Below are 14,372 nucleotides of genomic sequence, written 5' to 3' on the forward strand. Positions count from 1 at the left end.
GTTACGCGCCCTCCTGCCGTTCCCGTCGTCCGTCGTCCGTGCCGCGGGCCGCCCCGGGTGGGGCGGCGGGTTCCTCGTCGTCCTCGACGATCTCGTCGCGGAGCCTGCTCATCGCCGTGGGTCCCTCCGCCACGGAGGTCTCGCGGAGCAGCGATCCGAAGACGGACTCCCAGTCGACGCCCATCCGTTCCGGGGCGGCGCCGCGCGCGGTCATCCTGGTCAGCGGGTCGAGCGTGGCGACGACCCGGCGGGCCATCTCGGCCCGTGCCTTGTTCGCGGCCTCCAGCACCGCCGCGGAGAGCTGGGGGGCGGCCATGGTCCGGTACTTGCCGTCGAGGAACTCCAGGCTGGTCAGTTCGCCCTTCGCGCCGACGGAGACCCGGACCGACCGGTCCGTCGAACGCGCGGTGACCGACGCCGCGTCCAGTTCGGCGCGTGCCGAGGCCGCGGCCTGCTCCGCCGCCTTGAGGTGGGCCATCGCCCGCTCCACCCGGTCCTGCATCGGCTGACTCATCCCGCTCCCCTTTCCCTCAGCGCCCCAGGGCCTGCGGCGCGCCGCCCTCGTCGGTGCCCCAGACGTCCTCGTCCTCGGCCAGCCAGGTGGTCCGTTCCCTGTCCCCGCTCTCCGTCTGCGGTCTGTCGCCCGCTCCTGCCCCGCCCATGGGTCCCATCGGCGGCATGAAGGGCGTGCTGCCGCTGGTCTGCGTGGACCGGGGGACGACGCGGTGTTCCTCGTCGTCGACGGTCGGTGTGGTGGCGGCCGTCCGGCCGGAGCGGCCGACCACGGGCTCGATGACGGTCCTGGCGCGCTCGCCGGAGCCGCCACCGGCCTCGCCGCCCGCGCCGCGCATCATCGGCGGGTACATGCCCGGCGAGCCCGCTCCCGTGCCGGTGCCGCCGGCGGAGGCGCCCGCCGGGGCGTCGCCGCTCTGCGGGCGCCCCAGCGCCGAGGCGAGGTCGTCCTGGTTGTAGAGGTTGTCGTCGAACACGGAGGAGTAGGCGGAGCCCGTCGAGCCCGGGGAGCCGCCCGGGTCGTAGGCGGAGAGGTCGGGGGGCTCGGGGAGGTCGGCGATGCGCTGCCGGATCAGCTCGTCGATGTCCTTCTGCTCGGCGCTGATCCGGTCGTACTCGGCCTGGATGTCGCCCATCCGCTGGTCGTACTCGGCCTTGGCGTCCTTGCGCGCCTGCTCGGCCCCGGTGCGCGCCTCCTCGCGATCCGCCTGGGCGTCGGCCTTCGCCCGGTCGTACTCGCTCCTGGCCTCGGCCTCGGCGGCGTTCGCCCGTTCGACGGCCTCCCGTTCGGCGGCGTCGACCTCCTCGATCCGCCGGTCGTACTCCTCGCGGGCCACGTCCTCGCCGGTGCCGGCGGCGATCTCCCGCTCGTACTCCCGGCGTGCCTCGGCGCGTTCCTGCTCGGCGTCCTGCCGCGCCTGGTCCCGCTGTTCCCGGGCTTCGGCCTTCTCCTGCTCGTACTCCTGCCGCGCCGCCGCCTCCTGACGGTCGGCGTCCCGGAGGGCGGCGTCGCGCTCGGCGCGGGCCTCGGCCTTCTGCTGCTCGTAGTCGGCCTGTGCCTCGGTCTTGGCGTTCTGGGCGTCCAGCCGGGCCTGCTGCTTCTCCTGCAGGGCCTCGCGGCGGGCCTCCTCCTGCTGGGCCTCCGCCCTGGACCGCGCGTCGGCCTGGTCCTGCTCGGCGGCTTCCCGCTCGGCGGCGGCCTCCGCCCTGGCGGCCTCCTGCTCCGTCCTGGCCTCGGCCTTCTCCTTCTCCGCCTCCGCCTTCGCGGCCTCCTGCTCGCGCTCCGCCTCGGCCTTCGCCTGGGCCTGCTCCTGCTTGGCGGCTTCCTTCTCGGCGTCGGCCTCCGCCTTCGCGGCTTCCTGCTCGGCCTTCGCCTCGGCCTTCTCGGCCTCCTGCTCGGCCTTGGCCTCGGCCTTCTCCTTCTCCGCCTCCGCCTTGGCCGCTTCCTGCTCGCGCTTCGCCTCGGCCTTCTCGGCCTCCTGCTCGGCCTTCGCCTCCGCCTTCTCCCTATCGGCCTCTTCCTGGGCGGCGGCCTGTTCGGCCTTGGCCTCGGCTCGGTCGGCTTCGGCCTGGGCCGCGGCGCGTTCCCGTTCCTTCTTCGCCTCGTCCTGCGCCTTCTGGTTCTGCGCGAGGACGAACGCCTGCTGCTCGGCCGCGGCCTGCTTGGCCTCGGCCTTCTCCTTCGCGGCCTCTTCCTTGGCGGCGGCCTGTTCGGCCTTGGCGTCGGCCTTCTCCTTCGCGGCTTCGGCCTTGGCGGCATCCTGCTCGGCCTTGGCTTCGGCCTTCTCCTTGTCCTGCTCGGCCTTGGTCTCCGCCTTCTCCCTATCGGCCTCCGCCTTGGCGGCATCCTGTTCCGCCTTGGCCTCCGCCTTCTCCTTCTCCGCCGCCGCCTTGGCGGCATCCTGCTCGGCCTTGGCCTCGGCCTTCTCCTTCTCCGCCGCCGCCTTGGCCTCCGCCTTCTCCTTCTCGGCTTCGGCCTTCTCCTTGTCCCGCTCCGCCTTGGCCTCGGCCTTCTCCTTCTCCGCCGCCGCCTTGGCCTCGGCCTTCTCCTTCTCGGCTTCGGCCTTCTCCTTGTCCCGCTCCGCCTTGGCCTCCGCCTTCTCCTTCTCGGCCTGGGCCTTGGCGGCCGCCGCTTCGGCTTCCGCCTTCTTCTTCTCGGCGTCGGCCTCCGCCTTCGCGGAGATCTCGGAGAGGGGACGATCGTCCTTGTCGGTGATGCTGGTGTCGAACGCCTTCTCGGCCGCCTTGAACGCCTTGTGGATCTCGACGATGGCCTCGGCGCCCGCCGTGCTGAGCCAGTCCTGCACGGACTGCTCCCACCGGCGCACCGCCTCGTCGGCGATCGCCTTCCACGTGGTCATCTCGCTCGGCCTGCCGTACGACTTGCCCTCGATGACGATGTTGTTCTGGAAGCCGTCCGTCGACACCACGTAGTTGTGCCAGGAGGTGTACGGACCTGAGCCGCTGGACACCGTCTCGATGTCCGTCTTGTCGTACTGGGTGTCGAAGAGGGTGAGCCGGGCGTTCTGCAGCATGTCGTAGAGCCAGCGCTGCGGATTGCTCTCGGCCTTCCACGCGTTCCAGGCGTTGGAGAGCTTCTGCGCCTGGGCGAGGAGGACCCCCTGGGCCTCGGCCAGTGCCCGGGCCGGCTCGGAGGTCACCGTCACGCCGTCGATGGTGACGGCGCTGCTGTCGCCGCCCTTGCCGTTGAGCTGGTCGGCGTAGCCCTCGTAGTTCCGGGCCAGTTTGTGGATGAGCTCCTTGAAGATGGCGGCCGACGTGCCGTCCCAGGCGTCGCTGCCCTCTCCGATGTTCTCGGTGTCCCACGTACCGACGGTGACCGCGCTGTCCTCGAAGAACTTGACGACCCGGTCGAAGGCCTTGGCCGTTTCCGTGAAGGTGCGCAGGTCGACGTAGTCGGCGTCGTTCACCGAGTAGCTGCGGTTGCTGTACCCATGGGTCGAGTAGGGCCACATGGTGAGCTGGGAGAGGGCGTCCCTGGAGCCGTAGACGTACCGGACCAGCGCGTTGGTGTTCCAGTCGAGCTTCTCGCCCTCTTTGTTCCAGCCGCCCTTGTCCTTCAGGCGCTCGCTCGTCTTCGTGTAGTCCGGGATCACGTCGTCCCCGCCCGGCGGCCAGGACTGGCCGGACGCGAGGAAGGTGATGTAGGCGCGGTACCGGTAGAGGTACTTCCCCGGGGACACGTCCTGGGAGTCGTCGCTGGGGCGGTAGAACGGAATGGTGTAGTCGGTGTTGTGCGTCTTCCATCCGCTGGAGGACAGGAAACCCGAGGAGTAGTCCGGGCCGCCGTGATCGTCCAGCCGGACGTGGATCAGCGGGATGCCGTCGTTACCCTTCAGATCGTCGAACAACGTTTTCCGCTCCGGCAGTACATAGCCGGTGAGCATGTCAACCGCTTTTTTCCAGTTGTCGTTGTTGTTGTCCTCGGGGTTGGCCATCGCCGAACTCCGCTACTCTTCCTCTTGGGTGCCACCGGGATTGTCGAGATCACTGTCGACATCTTCGAAGATGTCCATGAAATCGTCCGGGGTGATGTTTTCCAGATTCTTGCCCTGAGCCTTGGCCAGCTCGTCGATCGTGTCCCACAACGCCTGTTCGAGGTCCTCGAAGAGGATCGTCTGGTCCTCCAGGATGCGCACGACCTCACCCGCGCCCTGCTGGATGACCTTGTTCAGGGCGCCCCCGCCGGCCGCGCTGTTCTCACCGGCCATGAGACCGATGACCAGCGGCTTCGCGGAGTCGATCGTCGTGGTCGAGATGCTGTCCGCGATGAAAGTGATCGCCGGACCGGCGGTCGGACTGTCCTTGAGGATGTTCTCCAGGGTCGTCCGGAAGCCGTCGATCTGGTTGTTGATGAAATTCTTCAGGAACGTGCTGTCGAGGACCGTGACGGCCACGTGATCACCCTTCCGTCACAGGCCGGCGTCAGCGGCTGCCGATCCTGATGTCGCCCCAGCGCTGCGACAGGTTCTGCTCCGTGTACCGGTAGTTGCCGGAGATCTCGGTGAGCAGACCGGAGTGGTTGGCGAGCAGGGTCTTGATGTTCTCGACAGCGTTGTCCCACTTCGCCTGGACCTCGCTGTAGACGTCCCGGTCGTCACCGATCCAGCTGTTGCGGAGTTCGGCGAGCTCCATTTCCAGGTTGGCCAGAATGCTCATGATCGCCTGGGACTGGCCGACCATGTCGTCCGCCGCGCCTTCGGCATGGTTGTAGTCGACGTAGATGTAGCCGTCGGAGAAGTCCATCGGATTCCTCTATTCACCGGGAGAACGACGTGAGTGGAAGGGCTGGAGGGTCTGCTGGGTGCGTCGGCGTCAGTTCGACGACGTGTTGGTGCCGTTGAGCTCGTCGAACACCTGCGTGGAACGCGAGTACTCGGTGTCGATCGCGTCACTGGTCGACCCCTGCACCAGCCCGTGCTCCGTCAGGGTGGTGTTGAGCTCGTCGACCATCCGGTCCAGATTGATCAGGATGGTGTCGACGTGCTCGTCCCACTGCTCCAGCAGTTTCTTGTACTTTCCGCCGTCCACGCCCCCGTAATTCGCGGCGAGCGTGTGCGACGTGGACTGGACGTCCTGCTGACAGCGCTGGACACCGGTGAAGGCCTGTTCCAGCGCCATGATCCCGTTGCGGGTCGCGCGTTCTTCGGACTGCTGCATGGCCATGAGAGAACTCCCCTTTTCGGCACGACTCACCGGGATGCGACCCTCACTTTCACCCTGCGGGCAGACAGGGCTTCCCCGCGCTCACGAAGGACACGCCGGGGTCATGGGGTGGCCAGATGCTATGCACGGCGCAACTTGTTTGGCAATTGGCCGAGAAACCGCGAAGGCCCCCATCAAACAGCTCAATTGAGCACTGCCCTGGAATTCACGCCACTCAGGTGAGCGGCGTGGTGCATGCGGCCGGACAGATCGGGCATCGGCGCCGTCCACCGGCCACCGCAGGATGCCCGGCTGAACGCGGGGTGACCGGCCGGACGCCAAGAATTTGCCTTCCGGACGGCCGCCGGCGGGGCACGGTCCTCCCCTCCTGCCCGCTACCGCCCGGGACACCGCAGCGTCACCCGGGCCTCGCCCGCGGACGCCGCCTCGGGGGTCAGGTCCGGGCCGCTGGGCAGCATGGCCAGCATCGGGGACGGCATCGTCCGCGCCTCGACACCCTCGTAGCCCAGCGCCTTCACCGCCTCCTGGGACAGCAGCCGGTACTTCACACCCTCGTCCGTCACCAGGTACGTGGTGTCGCCCAGCCCGCTGCCGCTCGCGCTCAACGCCCTGACCAGCGCGCCCTTTCCGGCCCGTACGGCGATGGAGTCGACCTTCAGGCAGCCCGGTTCGACCTCGGGCGCCGGTGCCTGCACGGCCCCGGGCAGGGCGCTCCCGGGCAGCACGGAAGCGCCCACCCGCACCCCGGAGGCCGTGGAGTCGACCTCCGCGCAGGACACGGAGCCGGTGGCGACGGTGACCGCCTTCGGCGGCCGCGCGGGCAGCTTCGCCGGCTCCGGGCTCCGCGCACCGGGGGCGAGGTGCCCGGCCAGGGTGTCCGCGCCGAGCGTCGCCACGGTCGCGGCGCCCCCGCCGTACGCCTTCTCCCGCGTCTGCGGATCGCCCAGCAGGAGGGCCGCCTCCGTATCCGTCAGGGGCACGAGTCCGTCCTTCGTGAGCAGGTGGTGGCGGGCGGCGGAGCCGGGCACGTCGACCTTGAAGAGCTGCCCGATCCTGGTGCTCCGCCCGGCCAGTCCGGGCCCCTTCCCGCCCCGGCCCGGTACGTCGGCGGGCGCCAGGTCGGGGCCCAGCGGGAAGGCGTCGAGGAACGCCGCGGAGACGGGACGCGGGGTGACGTCGCCGTACCCGAGGGCCTCGGCCGCCTTCGCCCGCCCGTCCAGCCGCAGCCGGCTGCCCTGCCACAGCAGGTACGTGGCGTCGTCCGGGCCGGCGACCAGCAGGCCCTCGTCCTCGCCCAGCCGCCGGCCGCCGGGCACGTCCTGCGGGGCGTCGGCGCCGAGGGCGAGCGTCGTGGTCGCCGTGACGACGCCCGTCGTCCGGGGCAGGACGCCGGAACACACCAGCCACGGGGTGCGGTCGAGGTCTCCGGTGCCCGGCAGCGCCTCGGGGCCGTCGGGGATGCCGACGGGGGTTCCGTGCGGGGTGCCGGCCAGCGAGGACGTGCCCACGGTCGTGACGCCGATGCCGCCGCCGGTGATCAGCCGGGCCGACGCGTAGTTGCGCACCGGGCGCAGCCGCCCGTCCAGGTAGAGGTAGCGCGCGCCGGTCTGCTTGTCGACGATCAGGTTCTCCCCCGAGCGCCACGAGTCGTTGCCGCCGGGCCTCAGGAGTCCGAAGACGAAGGCGCCCGCGCACACCAGCAAGGCGATGATCACGCCGATCGCGGCGCCGCGGTTGGTCCTGCCCAGCGGGCTCTCCGGGGCGTCGGGCTCCGAGCGCAGCATGGCCGAGGCCAGCCGGCCCATGATGAAGAGGTGCGCCTGTACTTGGTCGCGCTTGCTGTGCATGTCGCCGTTCTCCCGGGTCAGCCGTTGATGCCGCGGAGCCGGCCGTAGACGCCCATCGACCAGAGCGTCAGCGGCAAGATGCTGAGGGCGGCGAGTGAGTGCAGCAGCTCGGCCGCGCGCCCCCAGTACGGGACGAGCCGCCGTCCGGGCACGGTCCACGAGGCGATGGTGATCGCGGCGGCCAGCCCCATCAGGCCGGCCGTCAGGGTCAGCCGGTCCGCCGGGGCGAGGGAGCGCGCCGAGACGAACAGCAGCAGGACCACGCCCCAGGCCCCGGCGGCGGTCAGCGCCAGCCGCTGCCAGACATTGCCCAGCCCCCGGCTGTGCAGCAGCAGCAGGAGGGAGAGGGCCACGACGGTGAGGATCTCGGCGAGGCCCGGCGACGCCATGAGGGCCACCAGGCAGGGCAGGCAGACCAGGCCGATGGCGCCGTAGAGGGCGGTCATCCAGCCGTCCGCCAGCGCCGAGCGCGCGTCGACGTCCGAGGAGGAGTACGGGTCGATGCCCTGCTGCAGCTGCTGGACGTTGGTCGGCAGGGGCGGCATCCGCATGCCGGCCAGCCGGAACGACAGCGACGGGACGAACCCGCCGAAGAGCACCACCACGACGGCCACCACGCCGGCCGCCTGCTGCGGGGCCAGGCCCAGGGTGATCAGGGCGGCGCCGAGCGCGCCCGCGGCGGCGACGCAGGCCGCGCCGATGAACAGCGCCGGGTACACGCCGACCGCCGCCAGGGCGAGCACCGCGCCCGCGCCGCCGGCCGCGGACGCCGCCAGCAGCCGGGCGCCGAGGACGGCTTCGCCGTCGGCGCCGCCCAGGTCGCCGCCGGGCAGCAGCCAGCCCGCCAGGGCGAAGTAGGGGGCCGCCATCAGGCCGAGCACCGAGCCGGCTCCGGCGTCCCCGACGGCACGGGAGGCGGAGCCCGCCCCGGCGATCAGCAGCAGTCCCGCGGCCGAGGCGGCGACGGCCCGCACCCAGCCCGCCGTGCCCGGCATGGCCAGCAGCACGATGCCCAGTACGAGGGTGGCCGCGGCCAGTCCGCGCAGCAGCCGCCGGCCGGCCTCCGGGCTCCAGCCGTGCGGCCTGCGGCCCATGCCGTCGGCGATGCCGTCGACCAGGTCGTCGATGTGCACCTCGGGCAACTCCGCGGTGCGCGGGCGGAGATGCAGCTCCTCTCCGTCCCGCAGACCGAGGGAGTCCAAGGTACTCTCGGGGTCGAGCGGTGGACCGCCCAGGCGTTGCAGCACCCAGCCGCCGTGTTCCAGGCCGGATTCCTCCAGGCCGTCCCCTCCGTACGCGATCACTGTGGGCAGCAGATCGGCGACGGGGACGTCGGAGGGCACCGCCAGGTCGACGGTCCTGGCCGGAGCACGTACGGTGACGCGGCACAGGCTTGCCGTCTGAATCTCTGTCATGGGTTCGGGGTTCACACTTTCTGGCAGGCCACGGAATGCGCGGTGGCTGGAACGTGACAGCGGCACACCGGTCGGTCGCCGAACGCGACGGAAAAGTCGGACGGGGCATGCGCCGACGAGTTTGACCGGACGCCGGTCTTTTCGCAACACCACTCCGGGAGTTCAGCGTCCCGGAACTCCACCGTCATTGTCCCGCCGCCGTCGCGCGGGAATCTGACCCTTTACGGAGAACCCGTGACGTTCCCGCGGGGTTTCCCCGAAATTCCTTTTGCCATCACTGAGGAGGACGTTCGTTGAGCGTGATCCTGTTCCGCCGGCCGGCCCGCCGCAAAGGGCCGGAAATGCCGTCGGGGGAACTGAGCCTTCAGGAGCCGCCGACACTTCCCGAGGTCGTGCCGGACAGTTCCGCGGTGTGGACGTACCTCCCGATGGCGCTGATGTCGGTCTCCATGATGCTGATGTTCATGCGGCCGGGGATGAGCCGGGACAGCGGCGGGTTCATCTACATCGCGCTCGGGGTGATGGTGATCGCGTCGGCGGGCATGATGCTCGGCCAGGTCATGCGCCGCAACGGCGAACGCAAGCAGCGGATGAAGGGCGAGCGCCGCGACTACCTGCGGTACCTGCGGCAGACCCGGCGCCTGGTGCGGGCGTCCATCGTCGAGCAGCAGCGCGCCCTGGCCTGGCGCCACCCGGAACCCGAGGCGCTGTCGTCACTGGCGCGCAGCACCCGGCTGTGGGAGCGGCGGTCGTCGGACGAGGACTTCGCCGAGGTGCGGATGGGCGTGGGCGACCAGCGGCTGGCGATGCGGCTGACGCCGCTGTCGACCAAACCCGTCGAGGACCTGGAGCCGCTGTCGGCGCACGCGCTGCGCAGCTTCACCCGGGCCTACTCCACCGTCCGGGACCAGCCCGTCGCGATCTACCTGCGGGCCTGGTCGAAGGTGCTGTTCCGCGGGGACGAGGAGCGGATACGCGCCCAGGTACGGGCCCTGCTCGCACAGTTGGCGGTGTTCCACTCCCCCGACGACCTGTGGATCGCGCTGTGCGTCTCGGACGAGCGGCGCGCGGAGTGGGAGTGGGCGAAGTGGCTGCCGCACAGCCTGCACCGGCACGAGGAGGACGGCGCCGGACCGGCCCGCCTGATCGCCTCGGCCTTCACCGAGCTGGAGAACCTGCTCGGCGCCGAGTTCCTGGAACGTCCGGGCGCCGACCCCGACGCGGTCCCGGGACGTGAGGAGCCGTACACGGTCGTCGTGATCGACGGCTGCACGGTGCCGGCCGGCCACCGTTTCGACGGCCACGGGTTCCGCAACGCGGTGGTGCTCGACCTCACCGGGGCGCTCGCCTGGAAGCCCGGCCGGACCACGCTGCGCCTGCAGGTGGACGAGAGCGGCGTCGCGCTGGTGCGCACCGACCGCGACCGCAAGGAGCAGTCGACGGTGCTCGGCCGGCCCGACCGGCTGGGCACGGTGGGCGCGCTCGCGCTCGCCCGGCTGCTGGCGCCGTACCGGATGAGCGTGGGCGGCGACGACTCCAGGCCGCTCGCCGACGACGTCGAACTGACCTCGCTGCTGAACATCCCCGACCTGCACCGGCACGACCCGGCCACGCTGTGGGAGCGGGCGACCGGGAGTGCCCGGCTGCGCGTGCCGATCGCGGTGAGCGGCGAGGGCAGGCCGGTGGAACTGGACATCAAGGAGTCCGCGCAGGGCGGTACGGGACCGCACGGCATGCTGATCGGCGCCACCGGCTCCGGCAAGAGCGAACTGCTGCGCACACTGGTGCTGGGTCTTGCGCTGACCAACTCCTCCGAGACGCTGAACTTCGTCCTCGTCGACTTCAAGGGCGGCGCGACCTTCCTCGGCCTCGACGAACTGCCGCACACCTCGGCGGTCATCACCAACCTCGCGGACGAGGTGGCGCTGGTCGCGCGGATGCAGGACGCCCTGCACGGGGAGCTGATCCGGCGGCAGGAGCTGCTGCGTGCCGCCGGGAACTACACCTCCGCGCTGGAGTACGAGAAGGCGCGGCAGTCCGGGACGCCGCTGCAACCGCTGCCCAGCCTGTTCGTGGTGGTCGATGAGTTCAGCGAACTGCTGGCCTCGCACCGCGACTTCATGGAGCTGTTCGTGATGATCGGACGGCTCGGGCGCAGCCTCGGGGTCCATCTGCTGCTCGCCTCGCAGCGGCTGGACGAGGGCCGCATGCACCAGCTGGAGAGCCACCTGTCGTACCGGATCGGTCTGCGGACGTTCTCCGCGATGGAGAGCCGGGGCGTGCTCGGGGTGCCGGACGCCTACGAGCTGCCCGCACAGCCGGGCGCCGGATTCCTCAAGAGCGGCGTCGACGCGCTGACCCGGTTCCGGGCCGCGTACGTCTCGGGGCCGTACCGGCGGCGCCGGGCCGTGGTGCAGGCGCAGGTGGCGCGTCAGGTGGTGCCGTGGACGGCGGAGTGGGTGGTGCCGCGCGCACCCTCGGACCCGGACCTGACGGGCGAGCCCGACGAGCCGGAGCCCGCGCCGGAGGGCGAGGGGGACGACGGCGGGGAGACGCTGCTGTCGGTGGCGCTCGACCGGCTGCGCGGGGCGGGGCCGCCCGCGCACCAGGTGTGGCTGCCGCCGCTGGGCCGGCCGGCCACCCTGGACCAGATCCTGCCGCCGCTGGCACCCGATCCGCGGTACGGCCTGACCACGGCCGACTGGCCGCTGCGGGGACGGCTCACGGTGCCGGTGGGGGTCGTGGACCGGCCCTTCGACCAGCTGCGCGACCTGCTGACGGTGGACCTGTCGGCGGCCGGCGGACACGTGGCCATCGCCGGGGGCCCGCAGAGCGGCAAGAGCACCCTGCTGCGGACCCTCATCACCGCGCTGGCCCTCACCCACACCCCGCGCGAAGTGCAGTTCTACTGCCTGGACTTCGGCGGCGGCACGCTGGCCTCACTGGACGGGCTGCCCCATGTGAGCGGGGTCGCGGCGCGGGTGGACACCGAACGGGTGGGCCGGACGGTGGCGGAGGTCACCGGGCTGCTCGCCCGGCGGGAGCGGTTCTTCCTGGAGCACGGCATCGACTCCATGGCGACGTACCGCAAGCGGCGCGCGGCGGGCGAGTTCCCCGACGAGCCGCACGGGGACGTCTTCCTCGCCGTCGACGGCTGGGCCACCGTGCGCCAGGACTTCGACCGGCACATCCCCACGTTCAACGCGCTGGCCGCCCGCGGGCTCAACTACGGCGTCCACCTGATCGTCACCACCGCCCGCTGGGTGGAGCTGTCGTCCTCGGTGCGCGACCAGACCGGGACCCGGCTGGAGCTGCGGATGGGCGATCCGATGGACTCGCAGATCGACTCCCGCAAGGCGGCGACGATCCCGCGCAGCGCGGGGCGGGGGCTGACCTCCGACAAGCTGCACTACCTGTCCGCGCTGCCGCGCGTCGACGGGGTCGAGGACGCCGACGACCTCGCGGACGGAGTCGCGGGGCTGGTCGCCGCGATCGCCGAGAACTGGACGGGGCCCACCGCGCCGCGGGTGCGGATGCTGCCGGCGAGGCTGCCGGTCGAGGAGCTGCCGGAGGCGGAGGGCGAGAACGGCCTGCGGATCGCCATCGGCCTGGACGAGAACGAACTGGCGCCGGTGTGGCACGACTTCACCGAGAACCCGCACCTGATCGTGGTGGGCGACACCGAGAGCGGCAAGACCAACCTGCTGAAGCTGGTCGCGCGCGGCATCACCGAGCGGTACACGCCCGCCGAGGCGCGGATCATGACGGTGGACTACCGGCGCGAGCTGGTGGAGAGCGTTCCCGAGGCGTACCGGCTCGGGCACGCCGTGTCCCTGGACATGCTGCGGGACCTGGTGGACGGCGCCGCCCGGGCGGTCAGGCAGCGGGTTCCGGGCGAGGACATCGCCCCGTCGCGGATGCGGTTGTGCGACTGGTGGCAGGGGCCGCGGCTGTTCATCCTGGTCGACGACTACGACATGGTGGGCGGCGGGCCGATGACACAGCCGTTCGCCCCGCTCCTCGACCATCTGGCGCTCGGGCACGAGGTGGGGCTGCACCTGGTGGTGGCGCGGTCGTCGGCGGGCGCCGGACGGGGGCTCAACGAGGCGCTGCTGCGAAGGCTGCAGGAGGTCAACACGCCGGGACTGCTGATGTCGTGCCCGCCGAGCGAGGGCTACCTCTTCGGGAGCGTGAAGGGGCGGGAGCTGATTCCGGGGCGGGCGGTGCGGATCGCCCGGCGCAAGACCTTGCAGGTGCAGACGGGGCTGGTGGGGGACGGGTCGTGAGGCGTCCGTGCGGGGTGGGGCGTGGTTTGCGGGGCGTCCGGTGCGGGTGCCGGCCGGGGGGTGTCTGCGCGACCCGGCGCCTGCGGGGTGCCGTCGCGCCCACCCGTGCCGCCCCAGCGGCACGACTGCCCGCGGGAGCGACGGAGGCGAGGCTGCCCGCGGGAGCGACGGAGGCGAGGCTGCCCGCGGGAGCGGCGGGAGCGGGGCTGCCCGCGGGAGCGGCGGGAGCGGGGCTGCCCGCGGGAGCGGCGGGAGCGGGGCTGCCCGCGGGAGCGGCGGGAGCGGGGCTGCCCGCGGGAGCGGCGGAGGCGCCGCTAGGGGGTTGTCGGGGGGCGCCAGGTGCGGGTGCGGCCTCGGGGGATCACCGCGGCGAGGGCCGCGAGCAGCAGGACCGTGGCCAGGCCCACGGCCGCGATCGCCAGGGAGCGGTTGTGGGGGGTGGGGTCGGCGGGGGCCGGCATGTGGGCGGGGGCGGGCTCCCGCACGGAGGGCTTCGCGCGGTCCTGGACCAGGGACAGGGCGGCGTACGGGTCCAGACGGGGTGTGTCCGAGGGGTAGGCGGTGTCGAGGAGCCGGCGGGTGACCTCGGCCGCCGTGAGGTCGGGGTGGTAGGCGCGGACGAGCGCGGCGGTGCCCGCGACGCCCGCCGCGGCCAGCGAGGCACCGGAGCCGATGTAGTGGCCGGGACCCGCCGGGCCGACGCTGACCATCTCGTCGCCGGGCGCGGACAGGTCGGGCTCGTGGGCGGGCGGCGCGTTCTGCTGCCGTACGCCGCCGGGGCCGAAGTCCACGACGGCCAGCGCGCCGGGTGCGGCGGCCGGCCAGTACGGGCCCCGGGGCATCTCGCCGTCGGGCCCCTGCTCCCCGCGGGGCACGGCGTCCGGGGCGGCGGGGGCGACGACCAGCGCGTCACGCCGGGTGGCGTGGGCGACGGCCGCGGTGAGTTCGGCCTTGCCGGTGCGCAGGACCTGGCCGACGTAGATGACCCGTGCGCCGCGGTCCGCCGCCGTGCGGATGCCGGCGGCCACGCGTTCCACGGAGGGCACTCCGCGGTCGTCGGTGCCCGGCAGGGCGAGGATCCGCGCCTGCGGGGCGACCCCGGTGATGCCGCTGCCCTTCACCGGTGCGGCGGCGATCAGCCCGGCGGCGAACGTGCCGTGGCCCACGCAGTCCTCGGCCGCCGCGCCGGCGGTCTCCACCCTGCCGGACAGGCTGGGGACCCGGGTGGAGACACCGGTGTCCACCACCGCGACGGTCACGCCGCCACCGCGCGAGATCCGCTGGGCCCGGGAGAGCCCGAGGGCCGTCTGGGACCACGCGGCTCCGGTGGCCGTCCGCCCCGAGGCCCCGGTGCACGGGTTGCCCTCGCCGAGCCGGACGGGCAGCGGGGGCAGCAGCGTGGCCGCCGGTTCACCGGCGCCGGGACTCCCCGACGGCACGGCCGGGGTGGCGGGGAGGGCGGGAAGGGCGAAGGCCGGGCCGCCGACGACCGGCAGGACCACGGCGATCGCCAGCACGCAGCCCATACGCCGTCTTTTCATGACATTCCGCATGAGCCGCATGATAGGCACACAAGATGTACGGCACACAACGCCAACTACCGCAGCAGCACAGGGAGGTTCGAG

Annotated in this window: 9 protein-coding genes; 1 reads left to right on the plus strand and 8 read right to left on the minus strand. The window is 72.2% G+C overall.

Annotated features, from left to right (window positions below; genetic code table 11):
* Nucleotide 1: 1 nt before the first annotated feature.
* From IE118_RS21635 to eccD, 7 genes are all read right to left on the minus strand, one after another.
* A complete protein-coding gene (locus tag IE118_RS21635) occupies nt 2–514 on the minus strand; it encodes a YbaB/EbfC family nucleoid-associated protein (RefSeq protein ID WP_189559628.1) in 513 nt (170 codons plus the stop codon).
* A 16-nt stretch (nt 515–530) separates the two neighbouring features.
* Entirely contained in the window at nt 531–3,971 is a 3,441-nt protein-coding gene (locus tag IE118_RS21640) for an AAWKG family protein (protein ID WP_189559629.1), read from the minus strand.
* Nucleotides 3,972–3,983: 12 nt separating this feature from the next.
* On the minus strand, nt 3,984–4,430 hold the full coding sequence (locus IE118_RS21645) for a type VII secretion system-associated protein (protein WP_189559630.1): 447 nt from the start codon (nt 4,428–4,430) through the stop codon (nt 3,984–3,986).
* 28 nt (nt 4,431–4,458) lie between these two features.
* The gene (locus IE118_RS21650; RefSeq protein WP_189559631.1) at nt 4,459–4,779 is read right to left on the minus strand and encodes a WXG100 family type VII secretion target; all 321 of its coding nucleotides are present in this window, start codon (nt 4,777–4,779) and stop codon (nt 4,459–4,461) included.
* 69 nt (nt 4,780–4,848) lie between these two features.
* The gene (locus IE118_RS21655; protein WP_308431846.1) at nt 4,849–5,193 is read right to left on the minus strand and encodes a hypothetical protein; all 345 of its coding nucleotides are present in this window, start codon (nt 5,191–5,193) and stop codon (nt 4,849–4,851) included.
* Between the two features lie 380 nt (nt 5,194–5,573).
* Nucleotides 5,574–7,046, minus strand: a complete 1,473-nt coding sequence (gene eccB, locus IE118_RS21660) for a type VII secretion protein EccB (RefSeq protein ID WP_189559633.1) — start codon at nt 7,044–7,046, stop codon at nt 5,574–5,576.
* A gap of 17 nt (nt 7,047–7,063) precedes the next feature.
* Entirely contained in the window at nt 7,064–8,461 is a 1,398-nt protein-coding gene (gene eccD, locus IE118_RS21665) for a type VII secretion integral membrane protein EccD (RefSeq protein ID WP_189559634.1), read from the minus strand.
* Between the two features lie 299 nt (nt 8,462–8,760).
* Between eccD and eccCa the strand changes: the two genes are divergently transcribed.
* Nucleotides 8,761–12,747, plus strand: a complete 3,987-nt coding sequence (gene eccCa, locus IE118_RS21670; RefSeq protein ID WP_195826287.1) for a type VII secretion protein EccCa — start codon at nt 8,761–8,763, stop codon at nt 12,745–12,747.
* Between the two features lie 314 nt (nt 12,748–13,061).
* On the opposite strand, the gene IE118_RS21675 is transcribed toward eccCa, so the two are convergent.
* Complete coding sequence (locus IE118_RS21675; protein ID WP_229846888.1) at nt 13,062–14,300, minus strand: S8 family serine peptidase; 1,239 nt, start codon at nt 14,298–14,300, stop codon at nt 13,062–13,064.
* Nucleotides 14,301–14,372: the final 72 nt, after the last annotated feature.

The organism is Streptomyces pilosus (assembly GCF_014649835.1).
GTDB classification, from domain to species: Bacteria; Actinomycetota; Actinomycetes; order Streptomycetales; family Streptomycetaceae; genus Streptomyces; species Streptomyces pilosus.

Bases quoted from the DNA above. Each gene is read 5' to 3' on its own strand.
- IE118_RS21635 (WP_189559628.1), bottom strand. From the start codon at position 514: ATGAGTCAGCCGATGCAGGACCGGGTGGAGCGGGCGATGGCCCACCTC.
- IE118_RS21640 (WP_189559629.1), bottom strand. From the start codon at position 3,971: ATGGCCAACCCCGAGGACAACAACAACGACAACTGGAAAAAAGCGGTT.
- IE118_RS21650 (WP_189559631.1), bottom strand. From the start codon at position 4,779: ATGGACTTCTCCGACGGCTACATCTACGTCGACTACAACCATGCCGAA.
- IE118_RS21655 (WP_308431846.1), bottom strand. From the start codon at position 5,193: ATGCAGCAGTCCGAAGAACGCGCGACCCGCAACGGGATCATGGCGCTG.
- eccB (WP_189559633.1), bottom strand. From the start codon at position 7,046: ATGCACAGCAAGCGCGACCAAGTACAGGCGCACCTCTTCATCATGGGC.
- eccD (WP_189559634.1), bottom strand. From the start codon at position 8,461: ATGACAGAGATTCAGACGGCAAGCCTGTGCCGCGTCACCGTACGTGCT.
- IE118_RS21675 (WP_229846888.1), bottom strand. From the start codon at position 14,300: ATGCGGAATGTCATGAAAAGACGGCGTATGGGCTGCGTGCTGGCGATC.